Below are 17,874 nucleotides of genomic sequence, written 5' to 3' on the forward strand. Positions count from 1 at the left end.
GTTAGCACAGAGACTTTAAACAAAATGTTGTTGGTTGTTTAATCACCTAGTAAGGTAGGAGCGTCTATTCACTTTGGTATTTACAATATGCAATTATTCATCGGTAATAAAAACTACTCCAGCTGGTCATTACGCGCATGGTATTTAATGAGTAAATTTGATGTTGAGTTTAGTGAAACTCAGCTGGTACTCGACACCCCTGATTTTTACAATGAGCTAAAAAAGACCTTTGCTGTGCAAAAAGTCCCAGCGTTAATTGATGGCGATTTACAGGTATGGGATTCGCTAGCAATTTGTGAATATATTAACGATGCTTACTTATCGGGCGCTGCATGGCCAAAATATATTACCCAAAGAGCTAAAGCGCGTGCGCTAAGCGCTGAAATGCATTCAGGCTTTATGGCGCTGCGCAGTGAAATGCCAATGAATATAAGAGCTACCCGTAAAGTAGACCTATCGAGCGAAGCATTAAAAGACATAGCCCGTATAGACGAGATATTTGCACAGCAACAAGATGTGTTTCCAAATGAGTGGTTTTTTGGTGACTTTAGTATTGCTGATGCTATGTACGTACCTATTGTATTGCGTTTAAAAACATATCAAATTACGTTATCGCCAGAGGCGCAACAATATTGTGACTTTGTTATGCGTTGCCCAGTATTACAAGTATGGATCACTCAGGCATTAACCGAAACCGATATTGTAGAGTGTGATGAAGCAGGAACGCCTTTATAATTATTGTTTTTCATATGGCATGTTCTATGCCTTAAAATCATAAGTTTAAACTAGGCAGCTCATGTATCTAAATCACCCAAGGTATGGCAATAAACCGATAACTACCAATACCTCAGTGACAATAGAAGCTATAGAGAATGCGCACTGGCGTTACTCGAGGCTTAAATACTTCCCTGATACGGTAATATTGGCAGATATAAAAAAGCAAAACTATGCCATTGACCCTCGGGCACTTTATGTTGATATTGAAGATAAGTGCGAAAGTTGCTCTAAGGCATTTATTTTTTTTGCTCAAGAGCAGCAATATTGGTTTGAGGTACTTGATTTTTGGGTCGATTCACACTGTACACGTTGTTTTGAATGCCGTAAGCATGCCAGATATATACTAACTCTACGTAAACGGTACGGTATGTTAACTGGCTTAGCCAATAAAACCTCAAGTGAAAAAACACAGCGTAAAGAACTTGCCAATACGCTTTACTGTTTAGGTATTATTAAAAATATCAATAAAGTGAAAGATTAATCCGCTTATATTTTACTATCCCGCCTTATTTTTACTTTAGTTGTAAAAGCCCGTACAATTCGTCTCGTTTTTAGTGCGCTAATATGGCGCTGTAACCGAGACGAATTAATCAATTTTTATGCATCAAATAGCTGATCTAATTTCAATTTTTGAGCGCACTTTTTATCAAAGTCACAATACACGATTGATAAAAGGCGATTGTGAGCCTGTGTATCTGCCTGCAACAGAGCAGGTGCCATATCACCAAGTTGTATTTGCGCATGGTTTTTATGCCAGTGCATTGCATGAAATAGCGCACTGGCTGGTGGCCGGTGATGCACGTCGGTTATTAGAAGATTACGGCTACTGGTACTGCCCAGATGGGCGCGACAAACAAAAACAAGCTGAGTTTGAAAAGGTAGAAATAAAGCCCCAAGCTATAGAGTGGTTATTAAGCACCGCAGCAGGGTTTAATTTTAATGTGTCGGTGGATAACTTAAACGGCGAGCAAACGTGTCGGTTTGATTTTCAGCAGCGCGTACATGCACGGGTATTATTGCTAATCGAAAATGGCTTTAACTCTCGTACAGAGTCACTTTTAAAAGCACTGTGTGGTTTTTACAATACACCGTGGCCCTTAACAGCGCAGCAATTTAATTGGCAACATCCAAAGGAGCTTTGTAATGGCGTTTAAATTAGGCTTAATTGTAAACCCTGTAGCAGGTTTAGGCGGCACAGTTGCCTTAAAAGGCAGTGATGGCGCGCACACAGCCGCTAAAGCAATTGAATTAGGTGCAGAGCCAAAAGCAAATATCCGTACAAAAGCAGCGCTTGAGGTGCTATTACCTTATAAAGAACGCTTAACCATTTACACTGTTAACGGTGACATGGGTGAGCAAACAGCAAAAGCTTTGGGCTTTAATGTAGAGGTTGTATATAACACTACAGCAATAACAACCCCGGATGACACAGAACAAGCCGCAAAAATACTTAAAAACTCTGGTGTTGATTTAGTTTTATTTGCCGGAGGCGATGGTACAGCACGTAACATTTGCCATGCAATAGAGGATACCATTCCCGTACTTGGTATCCCCGCAGGTTGTAAAATTCATTCTGGTGTTTACGCTATTACGCCAAAGGCTGCAGGGCGCGTAGTCGAAATGTTGGTTAAGGGTGAGTTAGTTACCTTAGCCGATGCAGATGTAATGGATATAGATGAAGATGCTTTCAGACAAGGCACAGTAAAAGCCAAACGCTACGGCGAAATGCAAACACCTAGCGAAGTACGCTATATGCAAGCGGTTAAAAATGGCGGTAAAGAAACCGACGAACTCGTACTTGCCGACATTGCAGCGCATGTTGTATCGCAAATGGATGAAGACACATTTTATATAATGGGTAGCGGCTCAACGGTTGAAGCCATAATGGAAGAAATGGGGCTTGAGAATACGTTGCTTGGCGTTGACTTAATAAAAGATCAAACCTTAGTTGCCCAAGATTTAACGGCTAAACAATTACTTGAGCTTACACATGATCAAAGTACTAAGTTAGTCATTACGCTCATTGGCGGGCAAGGGCATATATTTGGCCGTGGTAACCAGCAATTGAGTCCTGTGCTTATACGCGCAATTGGCAAAGAAAATATTATTGTAGTAGCAACTAAAACAAAACTACAAGCGCTTAATGGTCGCCCCCTTATTTGTGATACAGGCGATGGCGAATTAGATGATGAATTAACCGGTTATATTAAAGTAACCACCGGATTTAACGACCATATTATGTATGCAGTAGGGCACCAGAACATTGAAAATATAGGTGCTTTGCAAAACCAGGAGATTAATAAATGAGTTTAGTGAACTATATCGATGCAGCCCAGCAGTACTTCGATGATTTAGTAATAAAAGCAACTGACGATGAGTTATTTGCTGGCGGCTATTTACGAGGTCATTTTGATCTTGCCGTTGGTTATGCCGAAGTAGAAAAGCTGACAATCAGTATAGATGAGCTAAACGAAACTGTAGAGCAAAGCTTAGTTAAAGCATATCGCAACGGCGAGCTTAACGAAGAAGATAAGGCATTAGTTGCACGCTTGTGGGATGAAGTTAAAGCCCTCGCTTAACCCTAAGTGGCAAAAAAACACGATTTGTTTATCACTATCGTGTTTTTTTGTGCCCAAAACTTTTAAAGCAGATTTCCATGTTAATTTACTGTTTTGTTTTTATGCGATATTGTTACTAAAATAAATTTTAGGAACAATAAAAATGAATAATAATCAAGACGCTTTACCTTCAGGGGTTGTAGCGCGTTTTTTAAATTTTGTTGAGCGGGTCGGAAATAAGCTTCCAGATCCAGCCGTAATATTTCTATTTGCAATGTTATTAATTTGGTTTTTGTCGTGGTGGTTTTCAGGCGTGAGCTTTGATGCAATAGACCCACGTACCGGTGAAGCGATTATTATTAATAATATGCTGGCAAGTGATTCGCTCGCTACTTTTTTATCCTCTATGGTAAAAACTTTTACCGGCTTCGCTCCCTTAGGTGTCGTTTTAGTAGCTATGTTAGGTGTCGGTGTTGCAGAGCATTCGGGCTTTATTAATACCGGCCTTAAGTTAATGCTTAAAGTTACTCCTAAAAAGCTATTAACGCCTTCAATCATTTTAGTGGCCATTGTGAGCCATACCGCTACTGACGCAGGTTATGTATTAGTTATTCCACTTGCCGGTGTTATATTTTATGCGGCAGGACGCCATCCGCTTGCGGGTATTGCAGCTGCATTTGCAGGAGTCAGTGGTGGTTTTGGGGCTAACTTTATTCCATCAGGGATTGATCCATTACTACAAAGCTTTACCCAAAGTGCGGCGCAAATAATTAATCCTGCAATAACAATTAACCCGTTAAATAACTGGGCATTTGCTTCAGCATCTAGCTTATTTATTGTGGCATTAGGCTGGTACATTACCGATAAAATTATTGAGCCACGTTTACAAAAAACAGCAGTTGATGGTGCTAAAGAGGATTTACCTGTATTCGAAGATGCACGTAGTGATGAAAAACGTGCCTTTTATATAGCCAGTACCGTGATGATTGCAGGACTTGCGTTATTAGCATTTGTCTCTGCTCCAGACGATTCTGCAATGCGCAGTAGTGACGGATCCCTTACTAATTTTAGCTCTCCTTTAATGCAATCAATTGTACCTCTAATATTTTTACTTTTTTGGATCCCAGGCACTGTATATGGTTTTACGGTAGGTACCTTTAAAACTTCAAAAGATATGATTGATGCTATGAGTAAAGCGATGAGCGGCATGGCCTATTATATCGTCATGGCGTTTTTCTGTTCGCTATTTATTGCTGCATTTAGTAAATCAAATTTAGGTGCACTGCTCGCAATTGAAGGTGCGCAGTTATTAAAGGCGATGGAATTGCCAAGTGCAGTAACGGTTGTAGGCATTATCTTTTTAACTGGCTTTGTTAACTTGTTTGTAGGTTCAAGTTCAGCAAAATGGGCGTTACTTGGCCCCATTTTTGTACCGATGTTAATGCAACTTGGTATTTCGCCAGACTTAACTCAAGCCGCTTATCGTGTAGGTGACTCAAGCTCTAATATTATTACACCGTTAATGCCATACTTCCCATTAGTGGTAGTGTACTGTCAAAAGTATGTCAAAGGCACCGGTATAGGCACTTTAATTGCTATTATGCTGCCGTACTCAATTGCCTTTATGATTGGCTGGAGTATCTTTTTATTAGGTTATTGGGCACTTGGTATTCCTTTAGGTTTAGATGCAAGCTACATTTATCCAGCATTGCCTTAACCTAAACCTTTATGAACCTCACTCACTTGAGTGAGGTTTTTAAATAAAAGTCCTGTAATGTAAAAGTAAGTCTAAGTTACCTTTCTAAATCTCTCACTATATAGCCAAATAAGCTGGCCTCTCCAACAATATACACATGATCATTTTTATTGTTCATTATTGTAGACTTATCGTCATACCACCTAAAATCATGAATTTTATTCGTTTTAGGGTCTTTGAAGTATAAACGAGTACAGCTATCTTCATACTCAGTGCCACACTCTTGTACACCGGTCAGGATGTATTCTTTATACCAATAGTCGCCTTGCGTGTAGTAAGCCCATAATTTAATAGGATCAGAGATAAAAATATAGAGTATTCCATAGATTAATAAAGGGGATAATGGGTACATGAATATGGATGCTAATTTTATTTTAGTATCTGAGAAATTGTATTTAAGTGATTCTCTATATTTACTGCAGCGTTTATATTTATTGAATATAAATATATTTAGATAGATAAATAGTGCACAACAGATAATAGGGAGGGTTATAAAGAAAACAACGTCGTATAGTTCATTTGAGATGAATGGTGGATCTGTAAAGTCCATTAAAATAGGTATAGTGATGCATAATAAAATGGGGAGTATTATTGCTACAAGGAGCAAGTTGTCGTAAATCTTTTTCAATTTTTAATTCGTCCGTGAACTATAGCCTTTGTTTAGTTTACAGAATTTTTGTTATTTTAAAAATCAGAGAAATGTATTTATAGGCATTAAGCAACCCGAACTCAGGCTAAAAAAACTATCTCAAGCCGCTATTGAATTGACACGAAAGTTTACTTTGTTTTCACTGTAGCAGCAGCTTAAAAACAAAAAAACCTTGTCACTTTCGTGGCAAGGTTTTTTTATTAAAGAGTCGTTGCTTATTTAGCTGTGAAGCTTACAGGGCGACGTTCTTTACGAGGACCGCTGCGCTTATCACCGCGTGCGCCGTCATCTTTATTAAAGCTGCGTTTCTTATCACCAGCTGGACGCTCAGAGCGTTCGCCACGTGGTTCAGCAGGACCTTGATCAGTTGTAATTGTTAAGCCCATAGGGCGTTTACAAATAAACACTTTTTGGAAGTGATCAAGTACATCTTTAGGCATGTTTTGCGGTAATTGAACCGTGCTGTGATTGTCGTGTAGACGAATATCACCAATAAACTTGCTTGAGATGTCAGCTTCGTTAGCGATAGCGCCAACAATATTTTTAACCTGAACACCATGTTCACGACCTACTTCGATACGGTAAGTATCCATAGGACCTGCATCACGGCTGTTACGTTCGCGAGGTTTACGCTCAGCGCGTTCACCACCACGTTCGCCGCCACGTTCGTTACGACGTCCACGGTCACCACGGTCGTTGCGTGAATTGCGGTCGTTACGCTCGTTACGTTCACGAGGTTGAATCTTAACTTCTTCAACTTTAATTGGCGATTGTTGCTGTGCTAAACACAGTAACGCACCCGCTAAGCTTTCAAGAGGAAGATCAAGTTTTTCAGCCATGTTAGTAGCTACTTCATTGAAGAACGTGATGTCTTTGTTTTCAAGCGCAATAGTTAATTTTGCTTGTAACGCTTCGATACGTTTTTCTTCAACAATTTTTGCTGTAGGTAATTCAACTTGAGCAATTTCAGACTTCGTATGACGAATGATATTTTTAAGTAAATAACGTTCGTTATGTTTTACGAATAAGATTGCTTTACCAGTACGACCAGCACGACCTGTACGGCCGATACGGTGAACGTAGGCTTCAGAATCTTGTGGGATATCGTAGTTGATAACTAAGCTTAAACGGTCAACATCAAGACCACGTGCCGCTACATCTGTTGCAATAACAATGTTTAGCATGCCACTTTTTAAGCGATCTACAGTGCGTTCACGTGCTTGCTGGTTCATGTCACCGTTAAGTGGAGCAGCAGAGAAACCTTCGCGCTCTAATAACTCAGCAAGTTGTACTGTATCGTTACGCGTACGTACGAAAACAATAGCACCTTCATATTGCTCAGCTTCTAAGAAGCGAACAATTGCTTTATTTTTATGTACGCTTGCATTCCAAAACACTTGCTCAACAGATGATACTGTAGAGTTACGCGCAGAAATATGAACCTGTTCAGGGTTATTCATATACTTGCTGCTGATGTTTTGAATTTGCTTAGGCATAGTCGCAGAGAAAAGACATGTTTGCTTTTCGCGCGGTGTTTTTTCCATGATGCTTTCTACATCATCGATAAAGCCCATACGTAACATTTCATCGGCTTCATCAAGTACAAGTGCTTGTAGAGCATCAAACTTGATAGTGCCACGGTTAATGTGATCGATTAAACGACCTGGAGTTGCAACAATAACCTGAGCGCCACGACGAAGTGCGCTTAATTGGATACTGTAGCTTTGGCCACCATAGAGTGCCAATACTTCAATACCACGAACATGTTTAGCATATTGTTCGAATGCCTCAGCAACTTGGATCGCAAGCTCACGTGTTGGTGTGAGTACAAGGATCTGTGGCTGTTTCACAGACGGGTCAATATTATTTAGTAATGGCAGTGCAAATGCTGCGGTTTTACCTGTACCCGTTTGAGCTAGTCCCAGTACGTCCTTTCTTTCTAGCAATAACGGTATACATTGAGCTTGGATTTCAGATGGTGTCTTGTAACCCAACTCTTCAACTGCCTTCAAAATTGCAGGAGAAAGATTTAGAGATTCAAACGTGACTGGTTCTGACATTAATACGCCTCAACGAATTTAAAGAGGCGCGCATTATATAGGATTCGCGAGGCAAATGCTTGTATAAATTGAAACTAATTTCTATGTGTTTGATGTTGGTCGAAATTTAACCAGTTTGATTTGGGGTTTATTAAACTGGTTAACATATTTAATACAACGCTTATTTGTACAAGCCTAGGTTTTCTTTTGCGTAAGCTTCAAATTCTGTAAATCCACCGATGTGATTTTGATCCACAAAAATTTGTGGAACGGTAGGGCAAGGTTTACCAGCTGACTTTTCAAGGTCGGCTTTACTAATGCCTTCTTTAATTATATCGATGTAGCGAAATTTAAAGTCATCACGTTCATTTGATAGTTGCTCCGCAACATCTTTTGCACGAACACAATATGGACAACCTTCACGGCCAAAAATTACAGTTAACATAGCTTTCTCCTCAATTTGATTAAAATCAGTTTAAATGATTGAAAAATTATTTAAAGCAAAAAAAATCGATTACACCATTCTAATAAAAACTATAAATCATATATTGCATAGTAATATGATTTGCAAAATGCGAATGAGAAACTAAAGCGCTGTCTGTCTAATACTTAAGTATATGAATGCAAGTGTGTTTACAAGAACTAATTTGTGGCACATAACTTGATGATTAAGAGCTATACATTGGGTTAACGAGAATACTTTATGAATATTAATAGTCACGTTTTAGAAATTATCCAAGGGGTAATCGGTAAATATTGTAAAACCCAAAATCGAAATTTTTCAGTTACTTTAATTAACAAGTTGCAATGTAACTACGTTTGTTTGCAAATCCCTCTTGAGCAAATGATTGCGCAATGCGAGGAATTTCTGATTCCAGCGCTAGCATCTGTAAAGCAGAGCTTTTTACTTAACCTAGAAGCAAATATACAAGGGGTTAGCCTTCATTACCAGATTGATGATTCTGAGCAAGTAAGCACGCTGGATTTTCATGGGCTTTTAGCAACAAAAGAGTCTGTTAGTTTGGCACTTGATATTAGCCAAAATATAGACGTTCTAACTGATTGTGAGGCGTTATTTAAAAGTTGTTTAATAACATCGGATAATACCCATGAGCGCTTTGGCTTAAATTTTAAATTATTCAATAGCACTTTTAAGGAAACGGTACAGATTGAGGATTTACGTCACCTTAGTGGTGATGCGCTAACTGATAAACTAAATGGTGACAGCATAAATAGACACATAAAGTTATGCACTATTAGCGACATTAGTGAGCTGAGCCAAGAGAACAAACTATCTAAAAAAATATTAGGTTGGCCATTTTTTGATACTGACCTCATTACCATTTTAACAACATTTCATACGCAAACACGTTTATCTGTATTAGTGGCGGATGATAGCTTACCAAGTCAAATTGCAACAAAAGTGATGCTCGAAATGCTGGGCTGCTTAGTAACATGTGCAGAAAATGGCGCTAGTGCTTTAACGCTTGCTCAAAATGAACCATTTGATTTACTGCTCTTAGATGAGCGCATGCCAGGAATGTTTGGCAGTGACGTAGCACAGCAATTGGTGCGTCAAAATACCCCTAATAATGATACACCCAAAGTTATTTTAACGGGGCTAACAGGGGATGAGCAGATAGCTGAGTTATTTGAAAAAGGTATTACGCACTATTTACAAAAACCAGTGACCAAAGCAGTGCTTGAAAAGTTTATTAAACCTTGGCAATTAGCGTCTTAAATTGGTTAATAAGGTGGCAATGATGCATGACTTTTCTAAAACAGCGCTTATTTTGATTGGTTTTCAAAATGATTACTTTTCACCAAAAGGTATTTTGTATGACGTGGTTGAAGAGTCGTCAAGAATTACTGGCGTGGTAGAAAATACACTCTCTTTATTGGCCGCCTGCGCAGAGCAATTTGCGTTAGTTGTTAATACACCCATTCATTTTACACAAAACTACAGTGAGCTTAAAAATCCGATTGGCATATTAAAAGCTATTGCTGATGTGGGCGCATTTAAAGCAGGTTCGTACGGCGCTCAAACCATTGAGCAGCTAGATTTTTTTAGCAATGTTATAGAAGTGGTGCCTGGGAAAAGAGGTTTAAATGCTTTTACACATACTGCTCTAGCGCAAAAGCTCAAAGAACATGGTGTCACTAATGTAATTTTAGCCGGCACGGTGACTTCTATTTGTATTGACTCAACTGCGCGAACGGCTGTTGAACTTGGTTTTAACGTCACTATTTTAAGTGACTGTACATCGAGTCGCACTCCTTTTGAACAAACTTTTTACTGTGAAGAGGTTTTTCCTCTTTATGCGCGAGTTTGTGATAGTAAAACTTTTATTAAGCATTGGAGAGAGCATGGATAACAACGATGAACTACAAGTGCAAATCCAATATGCATTGGTCGAAAAGCTCTCCAATAGTAATCGACGTCAAGCAAAGCTATTAGCTATTTTAGATGAATGTATTTTTGAGTGTGATAAACATTTAAATCTTACCTATATTAACGAAGCATGGGAGAAGAAACTAGGTTACTCAAGCGATTCACTAATTGGTTCTAATATTACTAAGTTAATGAATTGCGATGATATTATGCATTTTGTTGCATACAGTTGTTGTTTGCTTGAAGGAAAGCAGACTCCTAGTGTAGAAATACAAATAAAAAATAGTCACGGACTCTTAAACTGGTTTGAGTTGAGGCTAGTTTATGATGAAAAAAGCGGTTTTATAGGTTCACTCTATGACATTCAACGTCATAAAGACTCACAACTTTTGCTTACACAACAGCAAAAATATGTAAAACGCTTATCGCTTGTTGCGAGCCATACAAATAACTTAGTGATAATTACAGATAAATTTGGCGTAATTGAGTGGGTTAACAATAGTTTTGAAGTACTTACAGGTTACACCTGTGATGAGGTTATAGGCACCAGTCCTGGTCATTTGCTGCAAGGGCCAAAAACATGTGAAAAAAGCCGTAAGGTCATGTCTCATGCCGTAAAAAATGGACTTCCTTTTCAAGTTGAAACTACAAATTACGATAAAAACGGTAATATTTATTGGGTTGCTATTGATGCAAACCCAGTGCGAGATGATGAAGGCCAAGTAAAGCACTTTATCGCTATAGAAACTAATATTACGCAGCGAGTTAAAGCCGAACAAGCAATGGCAGAGATAGAATATAATTATCACTCTGTCGTTGATAATATCCCTGATATTGTTTTACGCCTTGATACATTTGGCAATCTATTATTTATAAATCAAGCATGGCAGCGAGTTCTACACAGCAAGGTAGATGAGAGCCTTGGCTTACCTATAATTAAGTTTATAGCAAAAGAAGATGTAGAAAAAATTAGTAGCACTTTACTTGATTATAAACAAGGTAAGCGTGACATTCGTCGCTTTGATATACGTTTAATTAATGCACAAGGTATAAATAACTGGGTCGAAATTACACTTACTCCAATTGTTGGTGGCTACGAAAGTGATTTATCATCAATTGCTGCGACACTTGTGGATATACAAGAGCGTATTGAAAGCGAGCAAATATTACTTGAAGCTAAACATCAGGCAGAAACCCTAGCGGAGTCAAAAAGCCGATTCATGGCAAATATTAGCCATGAAATTCGCACGCCATTAAATGCTGTGATTGGATCTGCAGATATTTTGCATCATACCGGTTTAACTTCTGAACAAATGCGCTATACACAAATGATTAAAACAAGTTCTGACGCGCTATTAAGTGTATTGGACGATGTATTAACGTACTCACGTTTTGAAGCACAAGCCATAACACTCAATAATCAGCCATTTAGTATTGATACGTGTATTGAAGAAGCAATAGATATAATTTCCCAAAGTGCTTTACAAAAAGGGCTTGAGGTTATTTTTGATTTTTATCCTGATGTACCAGCTCAAGTAATTGGTGATCATGCCCGTATAAGACAAATAGTCATAAATTTATTAGCCAATGCGATTAAGTTCACTCAACATGGTGTAATAACGGTTACTGTTAAGTTCACTCATATTGAAGGTAATAATTTAAACCTTTATATATCTGTAAAAGACACGGGTATGGGAATTGCAAAAAATAAAATTGACAGTATGTTTATGCCTTTTATTCAATCCGATAATTCAATTACTCGAAAGCATGGTGGCAGTGGCTTAGGGCTTGCGATATGTAGGCAAATTTGTGATGTGGTAGGTGGAGATATTTCGGTTAGTTCTGAGTTTAATAAAGGAAGCGAGTTTATAGTTAATTACCCGCTGCAAATAGACACAACTGACTCAATTTTAAGAGAAGGGTTTGCAGCACGAAGTAAAAAGCCAAAAGTATGGATAGTAGGAAGTCACGAAATTCTAAAAACAGCCTTGGAGCATACGCTCACTCGGTTTTCTATCACTTTTGAACACTACGAAGTATGCCCAGATATACCCAAGTACGATAGTTTTCCTGATGCAATTGTACTAACTGATCCTCAAATGTTAGCCCAAACACGCGAGCGTATAAATACATACAACTCCCTTAATTCACCGTGTTTACTCATCCTAGATTTGCTAGGTAAAAGCTTATTACCGCAAAATATTAACGACAGAGAGCTTAGGTTAAATGGCCCTTATAAAGTATCCCATGTACTACGGGCAATTAGTTTATTAGAAGAGCAGTTGTTTCATTTGGATATTATATTTACCAATCGTGAGCAAAAAGAAACTTTAGAAAGCCCCTTAGGGTTAACTCAGTTAAGCGGAACCAAGGTATTAGTTGCTGAAGATAATACGAATAATCAAATTGTAATTCGGCAGTTTTTAGAACAAAAAGGTTGCCGTGTACATATTGTTAGTGATGGTCAAGAGGCAATAATAAAGGCGCAAAACGATGAAATTGATATTATTTTTATGGATATCCAAATGCCAATACTCGATGGGATTTCTGCAACTAAAGCAATCAGAAAGTTAGGTATAACCACCCCCATAATAGCACTCACTGCAAATGCGATTCATGGTGATAAAGAGCGATTTATAGACGCGGGGATGAATGACTATTTAGCTAAGCCAATTGTAAGTGAGACACTTTATTTATTACTTGATAAATATGCCCCAGAGCAGGTTATTGAATCTAAACATTTAAAGCTCTCTCGTTTAGCGCAAGTGTGGGAAAAGCTGAGTTGAGCAATGAAGGCTAGGGTTTGTTAAACGTTTAGGGTTAAGTTTGTAGCAGTGTGTTTGGTATTTAGGCAAAGTTGAGCCTATGCAGTGTGGTTATTTTCCATAAATGGGCGATAACGCAGCATTAATGCCAAACAGGCGCTGCCCAAAGGTTTCTTCCTAAGGGCTATTTACTCTTTGTTGCCAACATGCATGTAGGGAAGGGGTAAGGGGCGTGAGCAGAACGCGGAAGCTTTGTTCGGTCTTACATCGATGTAAGTCAGTAGGGTAACGCAGGAGCAGTTACCGATCCCGCTAGGTTATAAACCTCGCGCCGCGATTAAACCGCCTGTAGTTTGAACGAATTTTAATCCGCAAAGATCAACAGACAATATAAAAAGTGGGTTTGTGTTGCATAAAACTTGATAAACGGAGAAATTAACCTAGTATTTTAGGGGTAAGTTAAATTTATTTTTTAGTAATTAATGAGTGTTTTTAGTGTGTGTGTTTTTAATTTGATTCGCAAATTGCAATTCAAAATAAAAATAAAATGTTATGAACTTTATTTAAATACTCAATCATACCTTTAATTTATTTTAACGACATGATTTTGTAAGGTTTTTACTTTTTTGTAAAGTTGTTATCTGGTTGGCACGACTTTCGCAATATATTAAATATCAAATCAAGACGAATTTAGTTAAATTTTTAAGGGGTGCAATATGCAAACAAACACAAAAGCCAAACAACAGCCTAAAGGTAACAATTGGGTACTAACACCTGAAATTATGGTTTTGTCAATTTTGCTTGTTGCCACTTTAGTAATAGGTATAACAGTTTTACGAGGTAGCGATTCGATTGAACCGCTGGCAGATATTCAGCCAATTACTTTTACACAAGCTGATGTTGAAAACGCTCAGTTGATGAGTAATACGTTTGACTCGCAAAATACCAACTATGCACAACATGTAACTGCTTCTAAAAACGAAAATAACGACACTATTTCAAACTAGAGACTTTTGCGCAGGTAACTATTTATAGTTGCCTGCGTTTTTTTATGTTCCTACCACCAATTTAATTTTTTATCCCTCCCCATAAAATTATTTATTTTCTCTTAAATTTAGATGGTGCTTAACCTAAACAGGGTTTTATCAAAGCTTTCTCTTTTCTCATATACAATTGCTAATATTAGCTTTGGTCAGTATCTATTAACTGGCTTATCTGTGTTTTATAAGCTCGATTAAGCGCTCACATTGCCAATGTAGCTGCATTGCAAACTGAATTGCAAAATGCGAATGAAATGGGAGAAGTAAATCCATTTAATATTCTAATTTAACTACCTGAATATATTGGTTTTTATTTCTGTTTTTTTGTATTTAAAATGGCCTGTAAATTGCTCTTTAATATAATAAGTCACTAAGAGTGAAACCGGAGCAAAATCATGAGTGCGTTTAAATACCTAGAATCGGAAAAACCAGTCAATCTAGCAAGATGGCATGAGTTAGAGAGGATCATGTCTGATTCAATGCAAAATAATTATTTTAAAATGGTTTATCAACCGCTTGTATCATTGGGATCTGGAAAGCTGGTCGGCTTTGAGTCGCTAGTAAGGTGCCAATCACCGCGCTTTGGCATTGTTGGCCCTGATGAGTTTATCCCTCATGTAGAGCAATCGGGAATGATTTTAGAATTAGGTGACTGGATTTTTGAGCAATGTTTGTCTGATTTAAAACATATGCGGCAGTTTGGTATGACAGATATTGCTGTTTCATTAAATATTTCACCGGTACAAATCTTAGATCGTGATGTGTTTGCAAAAGTAATGTCTTTGCTAGAAAAGCACCAAATACCACCACAGGCTATTAAAGTCGAATTAACGGAAACAGCGCTCATTCATAGTCCTGATAAAATAGCTAAGGCGTTTGAAAACTTCCATAAAGAAGGCGTAAAGGTGTGGATTGATGATTTTGGCACTGGGTATGCCTCTTTAGGTTTACTTCGTCAATTTGATATTGATGGTTTAAAAATTGATCGCAGTTTTGTAAGTGGTATTGCAACTAATAATGAAGACTTTACGTTATGTAGCGCAATTATTGCGATGGCTCAACGATTGGGTTTACAAACGGTAGCAGAAGGTATTGAAGAGAATGAGCAATTACAAATATTAGAACAACTTGGTTGCGATATAGCTCAGGGGTACCTGCTAGATAAGCCGCAAACGTTAACTAAAAGTATTGATACTTGGGCTTTGTAAATGTTTATATTCATTTTGATTTGCAAAATGCAAAAAACAAATTACTCTTAAACTACAACTCTTACATATTATTAGTGTACGAAGTTTTAACTTACACAAAGGTTATCTATGCCCATATCAGAGCAGTTTGTCGATAAAAGTATTACCGAGCTAAATGTATTAACTCAACTCGAAAAGGATGTTGGGACAACCGTGTTAGCTCGTTTAATTAAATTATTTATTGATGAATTAGTTACTATGGCTAACCAATTAGATACGGCAATTAGTAGTGAAGATACTATAAAAATTAAAGAAGTAATGCATGTCTTAAAAAATTCAGCAGCTTTATATGGTGCATCTGCTTTAGCTGCGTTAGCAACACAATTACACGATTCGCCACCGTCAACTACACAAGAAAACTTGCACGCAGCGCTTGTTATTAAACACAACTTGGATAAAACCCGAGATGCGTATCAAATAATGAGTAATAGTATAGCTATCTAGGAGAAAGCTGTGTCAGATATAATTGATAAAGGTCTTGTTTATATTGTTGAAGATAGCATTGCCAGTGGTGCTTTATATGCAAGTCAGCTTGAGCAGGCTGGTTTCCAATGCAAACACTTTACAGATGGGTACTCTGCTTTAGTCGGTATTAAAGAAAAAATGCCAGCGGTCATAGTACAAGACGTATGCTTGCCAGATATAAGTGGGCTTGAGGTATTACAATTTGTAAATAAGCAGAAAAATCCTGCTAATGTAGTCATGATCACCTCAAACAGCTCTATTGATATTGCAGTGGAAGCAATGCGTTTAGGCGGTTTTGATTTTTTAGAAAAACCTTTCACAAGTCAACGACTCATTAGCTCAGTAGAAAGTGCGTTGACGCCAAAAGAGCAAGTTAAAGTTCAACCATTGGTTAAAAACAGAGATAAAAATCAAGATTTTGTTGGTGAATCACTGGCAATGAAAACCGTTTTTAGATTACTTGATAGTGCAGCTAGAAGTAAAGCGTGTGTATTTATCACAGGTGAAAGTGGAACCGGTAAAGAAGTTTGCGCACAAACCCTTCATGATACAAGCCCGAGAAATACAGGACCATTTATTGCCATAAACTGTGCAGCTATCCCTGCTGAGCTATTTGAATCAGAATTTTTTGGTCATGTTAAAGGTGCGTTTAGTGGGGCATTAAGCGATCGAAAAGGGGCTGTTGAAGTGGCCAACGGCGGTACCTTATTTTTAGATGAATTATGTGAAATGGAACTTAACTTACAAGCAAAGTTATTACGCTTTTTACAAACAGGCATTTTTAGTAAGGTGGGTAGTAGTGAAGTATTACACAGCGATGTTCGTTTAGTCTGTGCAACAAACAGAAACCCTATCATAGAGGTTGCAGAAGGGCGTTTTAGAGAAGATTTATATTACCGTTTAAATGTTATCCCCGTAAAGCTCCCCCCTTTAAGAGAACGCGGAGGCGATATATTACTGCTTGCTGAGTATATTTTGAAACAAAAAAGCGATAGTAATGCAAAGCATTTCACTGGTTTTTCTGATGAAGTTAAGGCGCTTTTTTGTAATTACGATTGGCCAGGAAATATTCGCGAACTACAAAATGTAATTGAAAACACCGTTGTTATTAATGATGGCGATGTAATTGAAAAAGACATGCTACCAAGCTCATTTGGATTAGGGGCTGTGAAGCACTCGATATCCGCTAAGTCAGTTCACAATACAAACGAGCAGAGTGTTCAATTATCGCCTATGTCTGTTCACGATATAGAACCTTTGTGGCAAGTTGAAAAAAGGGCGATTGAAAATGCAATTAAAAGTTGTGAAGACAATATTCCTCTTGCTGCTGCTTATCTAGGGGTTAGTGCATCTACCATTTATAGAAAAATAAAGGGATGGTCTTAAAGTTATAATCGATTTTTAATTACACTTTTCAGGTTGAATTAATAAAAGTTACCCTAAGCTCTATGGGTAAGAGCAAATTAATTTTTAATCTGAAACAGTAAAAGGAGATCGCAATGAGTAACACTAGTTTAAAACCTGCGGATATTATGCCATCACTAGTAGTGAGTGATGTTGATGAGAATAAGGTAGATTTAGTTGATAGAGTAAGTGACTCTCCCTGGAAAATGATTGTTGTTTATCGAGGCCAGCACTGCCCTAAATGTACTGCGCAACTTAACGAGCTTGCTAAAGTTCATAAAGACTTTAAAGATGCTGGTGTTGAAGTGGTTGCAGTAAGTGGTGATAGCCATGAGCAGCTTAATAAACATCTTGAAAAAATAGATATTAACTTCCCAATTTACTATGGTTTAACAATCGAACAAATGACCGATTTAGGGCTACATATTAGCGAGCCTCGCAGTGATGCAGAAACTGATCATCCATTTGCTGAGCCAGGCATTTTTGTACTTAATGAAAAAAATCAGCTTCAAATGGTCGATATATCAAACAGCCCATTTGTTCGTCCTGATTTAGAGCAACTGCTAGGTGGAATTAAGTTTTCTAGAGAAAACGACTACCCAATCCGAGGCACATTTATTAAATAACATTCATTTTCATGGTTTCAAAAGGCACTTTTTAGCTGTCTCTTATACACAAATCCCTGCTAAGAAATTAGCGGGGATTTTTTTGAACTAAATCTCAATGTCATGATCAGATCTTCAAATCTTGTTTGAGGGCACATTATGATTAACGAACATACT

Annotated in this window: 17 protein-coding genes; 14 read left to right on the forward strand and 3 right to left on the reverse strand. The window is 37.8% G+C overall.

Features of this window, described 5'->3' with window-relative positions:
* The first annotated feature begins 87 nt into the window (after positions 1-87).
* The 6 genes from H5089_RS17770 to H5089_RS17795 all read left to right on the forward strand — a co-directional run bounded on the left by H5089_RS17770 (position 88) and on the right by H5089_RS17795 (position 5,052).
* Positions 88-735, forward strand: coding sequence for a glutathione S-transferase family protein (locus H5089_RS17770; RefSeq protein ID WP_182712773.1), 648 nt, complete (start codon positions 88-90; stop codon positions 733-735).
* Positions 736-796: 61 nt separating this feature from the next.
* Positions 797-1,258: a zinc-ribbon domain containing protein gene (locus H5089_RS17775; RefSeq protein WP_220486992.1), complete on the forward strand. Its 462-nt coding sequence runs from the start codon at positions 797-799 to the stop codon at positions 1,256-1,258.
* A gap of 118 nt (positions 1,259-1,376) precedes the next feature.
* Entirely contained in the window at positions 1,377-1,931 is a 555-nt protein-coding gene (locus H5089_RS17780; protein WP_182712774.1) for an elongation factor P hydroxylase, read from the forward strand.
* Entirely contained in the window at positions 1,921-3,084 is a 1,164-nt protein-coding gene (locus H5089_RS17785; protein WP_182712775.1) for an ATP-NAD kinase family protein, read from the forward strand. Before H5089_RS17780 ends, H5089_RS17785 begins: the two co-directional genes overlap by 11 nt.
* Positions 3,081-3,356, forward strand: a complete 276-nt coding sequence (locus H5089_RS17790) for a YfcL family protein (protein ID WP_024596509.1) — start codon at positions 3,081-3,083, stop codon at positions 3,354-3,356. Before H5089_RS17785 ends, H5089_RS17790 begins: the two co-directional genes overlap by 4 nt.
* 142 nt (positions 3,357-3,498) lie before the next feature.
* Entirely contained in the window at positions 3,499-5,052 is a 1,554-nt protein-coding gene (locus tag H5089_RS17795; RefSeq protein WP_039489264.1) for an AbgT family transporter, read from the forward strand.
* A gap of 76 nt (positions 5,053-5,128) precedes the next feature.
* Here H5089_RS17795 and H5089_RS20365 read toward each other — a convergent pair whose 3' ends face one another.
* The 3 genes from H5089_RS20365 to H5089_RS17810 form a co-directional block, all read right to left on the reverse strand.
* Positions 5,129-5,443, reverse strand: a complete 315-nt coding sequence (locus H5089_RS20365) for a hypothetical protein (RefSeq protein WP_259396090.1) — start codon at positions 5,441-5,443, stop codon at positions 5,129-5,131.
* A gap of 512 nt (positions 5,444-5,955) precedes the next feature.
* Complete coding sequence (locus tag H5089_RS17805; RefSeq protein WP_024606656.1) at positions 5,956-7,800, reverse strand: DEAD/DEAH box helicase; 1,845 nt, start codon at positions 7,798-7,800, stop codon at positions 5,956-5,958.
* A 160-nt stretch (positions 7,801-7,960) separates the two neighbouring features.
* On the reverse strand, positions 7,961-8,224 hold the full coding sequence (locus H5089_RS17810) for a GrxA family glutaredoxin (protein ID WP_024595981.1): 264 nt from the start codon (positions 8,222-8,224) through the stop codon (positions 7,961-7,963).
* 258 nt (positions 8,225-8,482) lie between these two features.
* Between H5089_RS17810 and H5089_RS17815 the strand changes: the two genes are divergently transcribed.
* The 8 genes from H5089_RS17815 to H5089_RS17850 all read left to right on the forward strand — a co-directional run bounded on the left by H5089_RS17815 (position 8,483) and on the right by H5089_RS17850 (position 17,718).
* Positions 8,483-9,520: a response regulator gene (locus H5089_RS17815; RefSeq protein WP_024595980.1), complete on the forward strand. Its 1,038-nt coding sequence runs from the start codon at positions 8,483-8,485 to the stop codon at positions 9,518-9,520.
* Between the two features lie 19 nt (positions 9,521-9,539).
* Positions 9,540-10,154, forward strand: coding sequence for an isochorismatase family cysteine hydrolase (locus H5089_RS17820; RefSeq protein WP_231619836.1), 615 nt, complete (start codon positions 9,540-9,542; stop codon positions 10,152-10,154).
* The gene (locus H5089_RS17825; protein ID WP_182712777.1) at positions 10,147-12,957 is read left to right on the forward strand and encodes a PAS domain-containing hybrid sensor histidine kinase/response regulator; all 2,811 of its coding nucleotides are present in this window, start codon (positions 10,147-10,149) and stop codon (positions 12,955-12,957) included. Before H5089_RS17820 ends, H5089_RS17825 begins: the two co-directional genes overlap by 8 nt.
* Positions 12,958-13,652: 695 nt before the next feature.
* Entirely contained in the window at positions 13,653-13,943 is a 291-nt protein-coding gene (locus H5089_RS17830; RefSeq protein ID WP_182712778.1) for a hypothetical protein, read from the forward strand.
* Positions 13,944-14,443: 500 nt separating this feature from the next.
* Positions 14,444-15,184 (forward strand): bifunctional diguanylate cyclase/phosphodiesterase, encoded by a 741-nt coding sequence (locus H5089_RS17835; protein WP_182712779.1) that lies wholly within the window; start codon positions 14,444-14,446, stop codon positions 15,182-15,184.
* Positions 15,185-15,292: 108 nt separating this feature from the next.
* Positions 15,293-15,667, forward strand: coding sequence for an Hpt domain-containing protein (locus tag H5089_RS17840; protein ID WP_039489282.1), 375 nt, complete (start codon positions 15,293-15,295; stop codon positions 15,665-15,667).
* Positions 15,668-15,676: 9 nt separating this feature from the next.
* Entirely contained in the window at positions 15,677-17,074 is a 1,398-nt protein-coding gene (locus tag H5089_RS17845) for a sigma-54 dependent transcriptional regulator (RefSeq protein WP_082007326.1), read from the forward strand.
* A 113-nt stretch (positions 17,075-17,187) separates the two neighbouring features.
* Positions 17,188-17,718 (forward strand): peroxiredoxin-like family protein, encoded by a 531-nt coding sequence (locus tag H5089_RS17850; RefSeq protein ID WP_039489283.1) that lies wholly within the window; start codon positions 17,188-17,190, stop codon positions 17,716-17,718.
* Positions 17,719-17,874: the final 156 nt, after the last annotated feature.

It is taken from the genome of Pseudoalteromonas sp. SR45-1, from assembly GCF_014163655.1.
GTDB lineage: Bacteria > Pseudomonadota > Gammaproteobacteria > Enterobacterales > Alteromonadaceae > Pseudoalteromonas > Pseudoalteromonas distincta.

Bases quoted from the DNA above. Each gene is read 5' to 3' on its own strand.
- H5089_RS17770 (WP_182712773.1), top strand. From the start codon at position 88: ATGCAATTATTCATCGGTAATAAAAACTACTCCAGCTGGTCATTACGC.
- H5089_RS17775 (WP_220486992.1), top strand. From the start codon at position 797: ATGTATCTAAATCACCCAAGGTATGGCAATAAACCGATAACTACCAAT.
- H5089_RS17780 (WP_182712774.1), top strand. From the start codon at position 1,377: ATGCATCAAATAGCTGATCTAATTTCAATTTTTGAGCGCACTTTTTAT.
- H5089_RS17785 (WP_182712775.1), top strand. From the start codon at position 1,921: ATGGCGTTTAAATTAGGCTTAATTGTAAACCCTGTAGCAGGTTTAGGC.
- H5089_RS17790 (WP_024596509.1), top strand. From the start codon at position 3,081: ATGAGTTTAGTGAACTATATCGATGCAGCCCAGCAGTACTTCGATGAT.
- H5089_RS17795 (WP_039489264.1), top strand. From the start codon at position 3,499: ATGAATAATAATCAAGACGCTTTACCTTCAGGGGTTGTAGCGCGTTTT.
- H5089_RS20365 (WP_259396090.1), bottom strand. From the start codon at position 5,443: ATGTACCCATTATCCCCTTTATTAATCTATGGAATACTCTATATTTTT.
- H5089_RS17805 (WP_024606656.1), bottom strand. From the start codon at position 7,800: ATGTCAGAACCAGTCACGTTTGAATCTCTAAATCTTTCTCCTGCAATT.
- H5089_RS17810 (WP_024595981.1), bottom strand. From the start codon at position 8,224: ATGTTAACTGTAATTTTTGGCCGTGAAGGTTGTCCATATTGTGTTCGT.
- H5089_RS17815 (WP_024595980.1), top strand. From the start codon at position 8,483: ATGAATATTAATAGTCACGTTTTAGAAATTATCCAAGGGGTAATCGGT.
- H5089_RS17820 (WP_231619836.1), top strand. From the start codon at position 9,540: ATGATGCATGACTTTTCTAAAACAGCGCTTATTTTGATTGGTTTTCAA.
- H5089_RS17825 (WP_182712777.1), top strand. From the start codon at position 10,147: ATGGATAACAACGATGAACTACAAGTGCAAATCCAATATGCATTGGTC.
- H5089_RS17830 (WP_182712778.1), top strand. From the start codon at position 13,653: ATGCAAACAAACACAAAAGCCAAACAACAGCCTAAAGGTAACAATTGG.
- H5089_RS17835 (WP_182712779.1), top strand. From the start codon at position 14,444: ATGTCTGATTCAATGCAAAATAATTATTTTAAAATGGTTTATCAACCG.
- H5089_RS17840 (WP_039489282.1), top strand. From the start codon at position 15,293: ATGCCCATATCAGAGCAGTTTGTCGATAAAAGTATTACCGAGCTAAAT.
- H5089_RS17850 (WP_039489283.1), top strand. From the start codon at position 17,188: ATGAGTAACACTAGTTTAAAACCTGCGGATATTATGCCATCACTAGTA.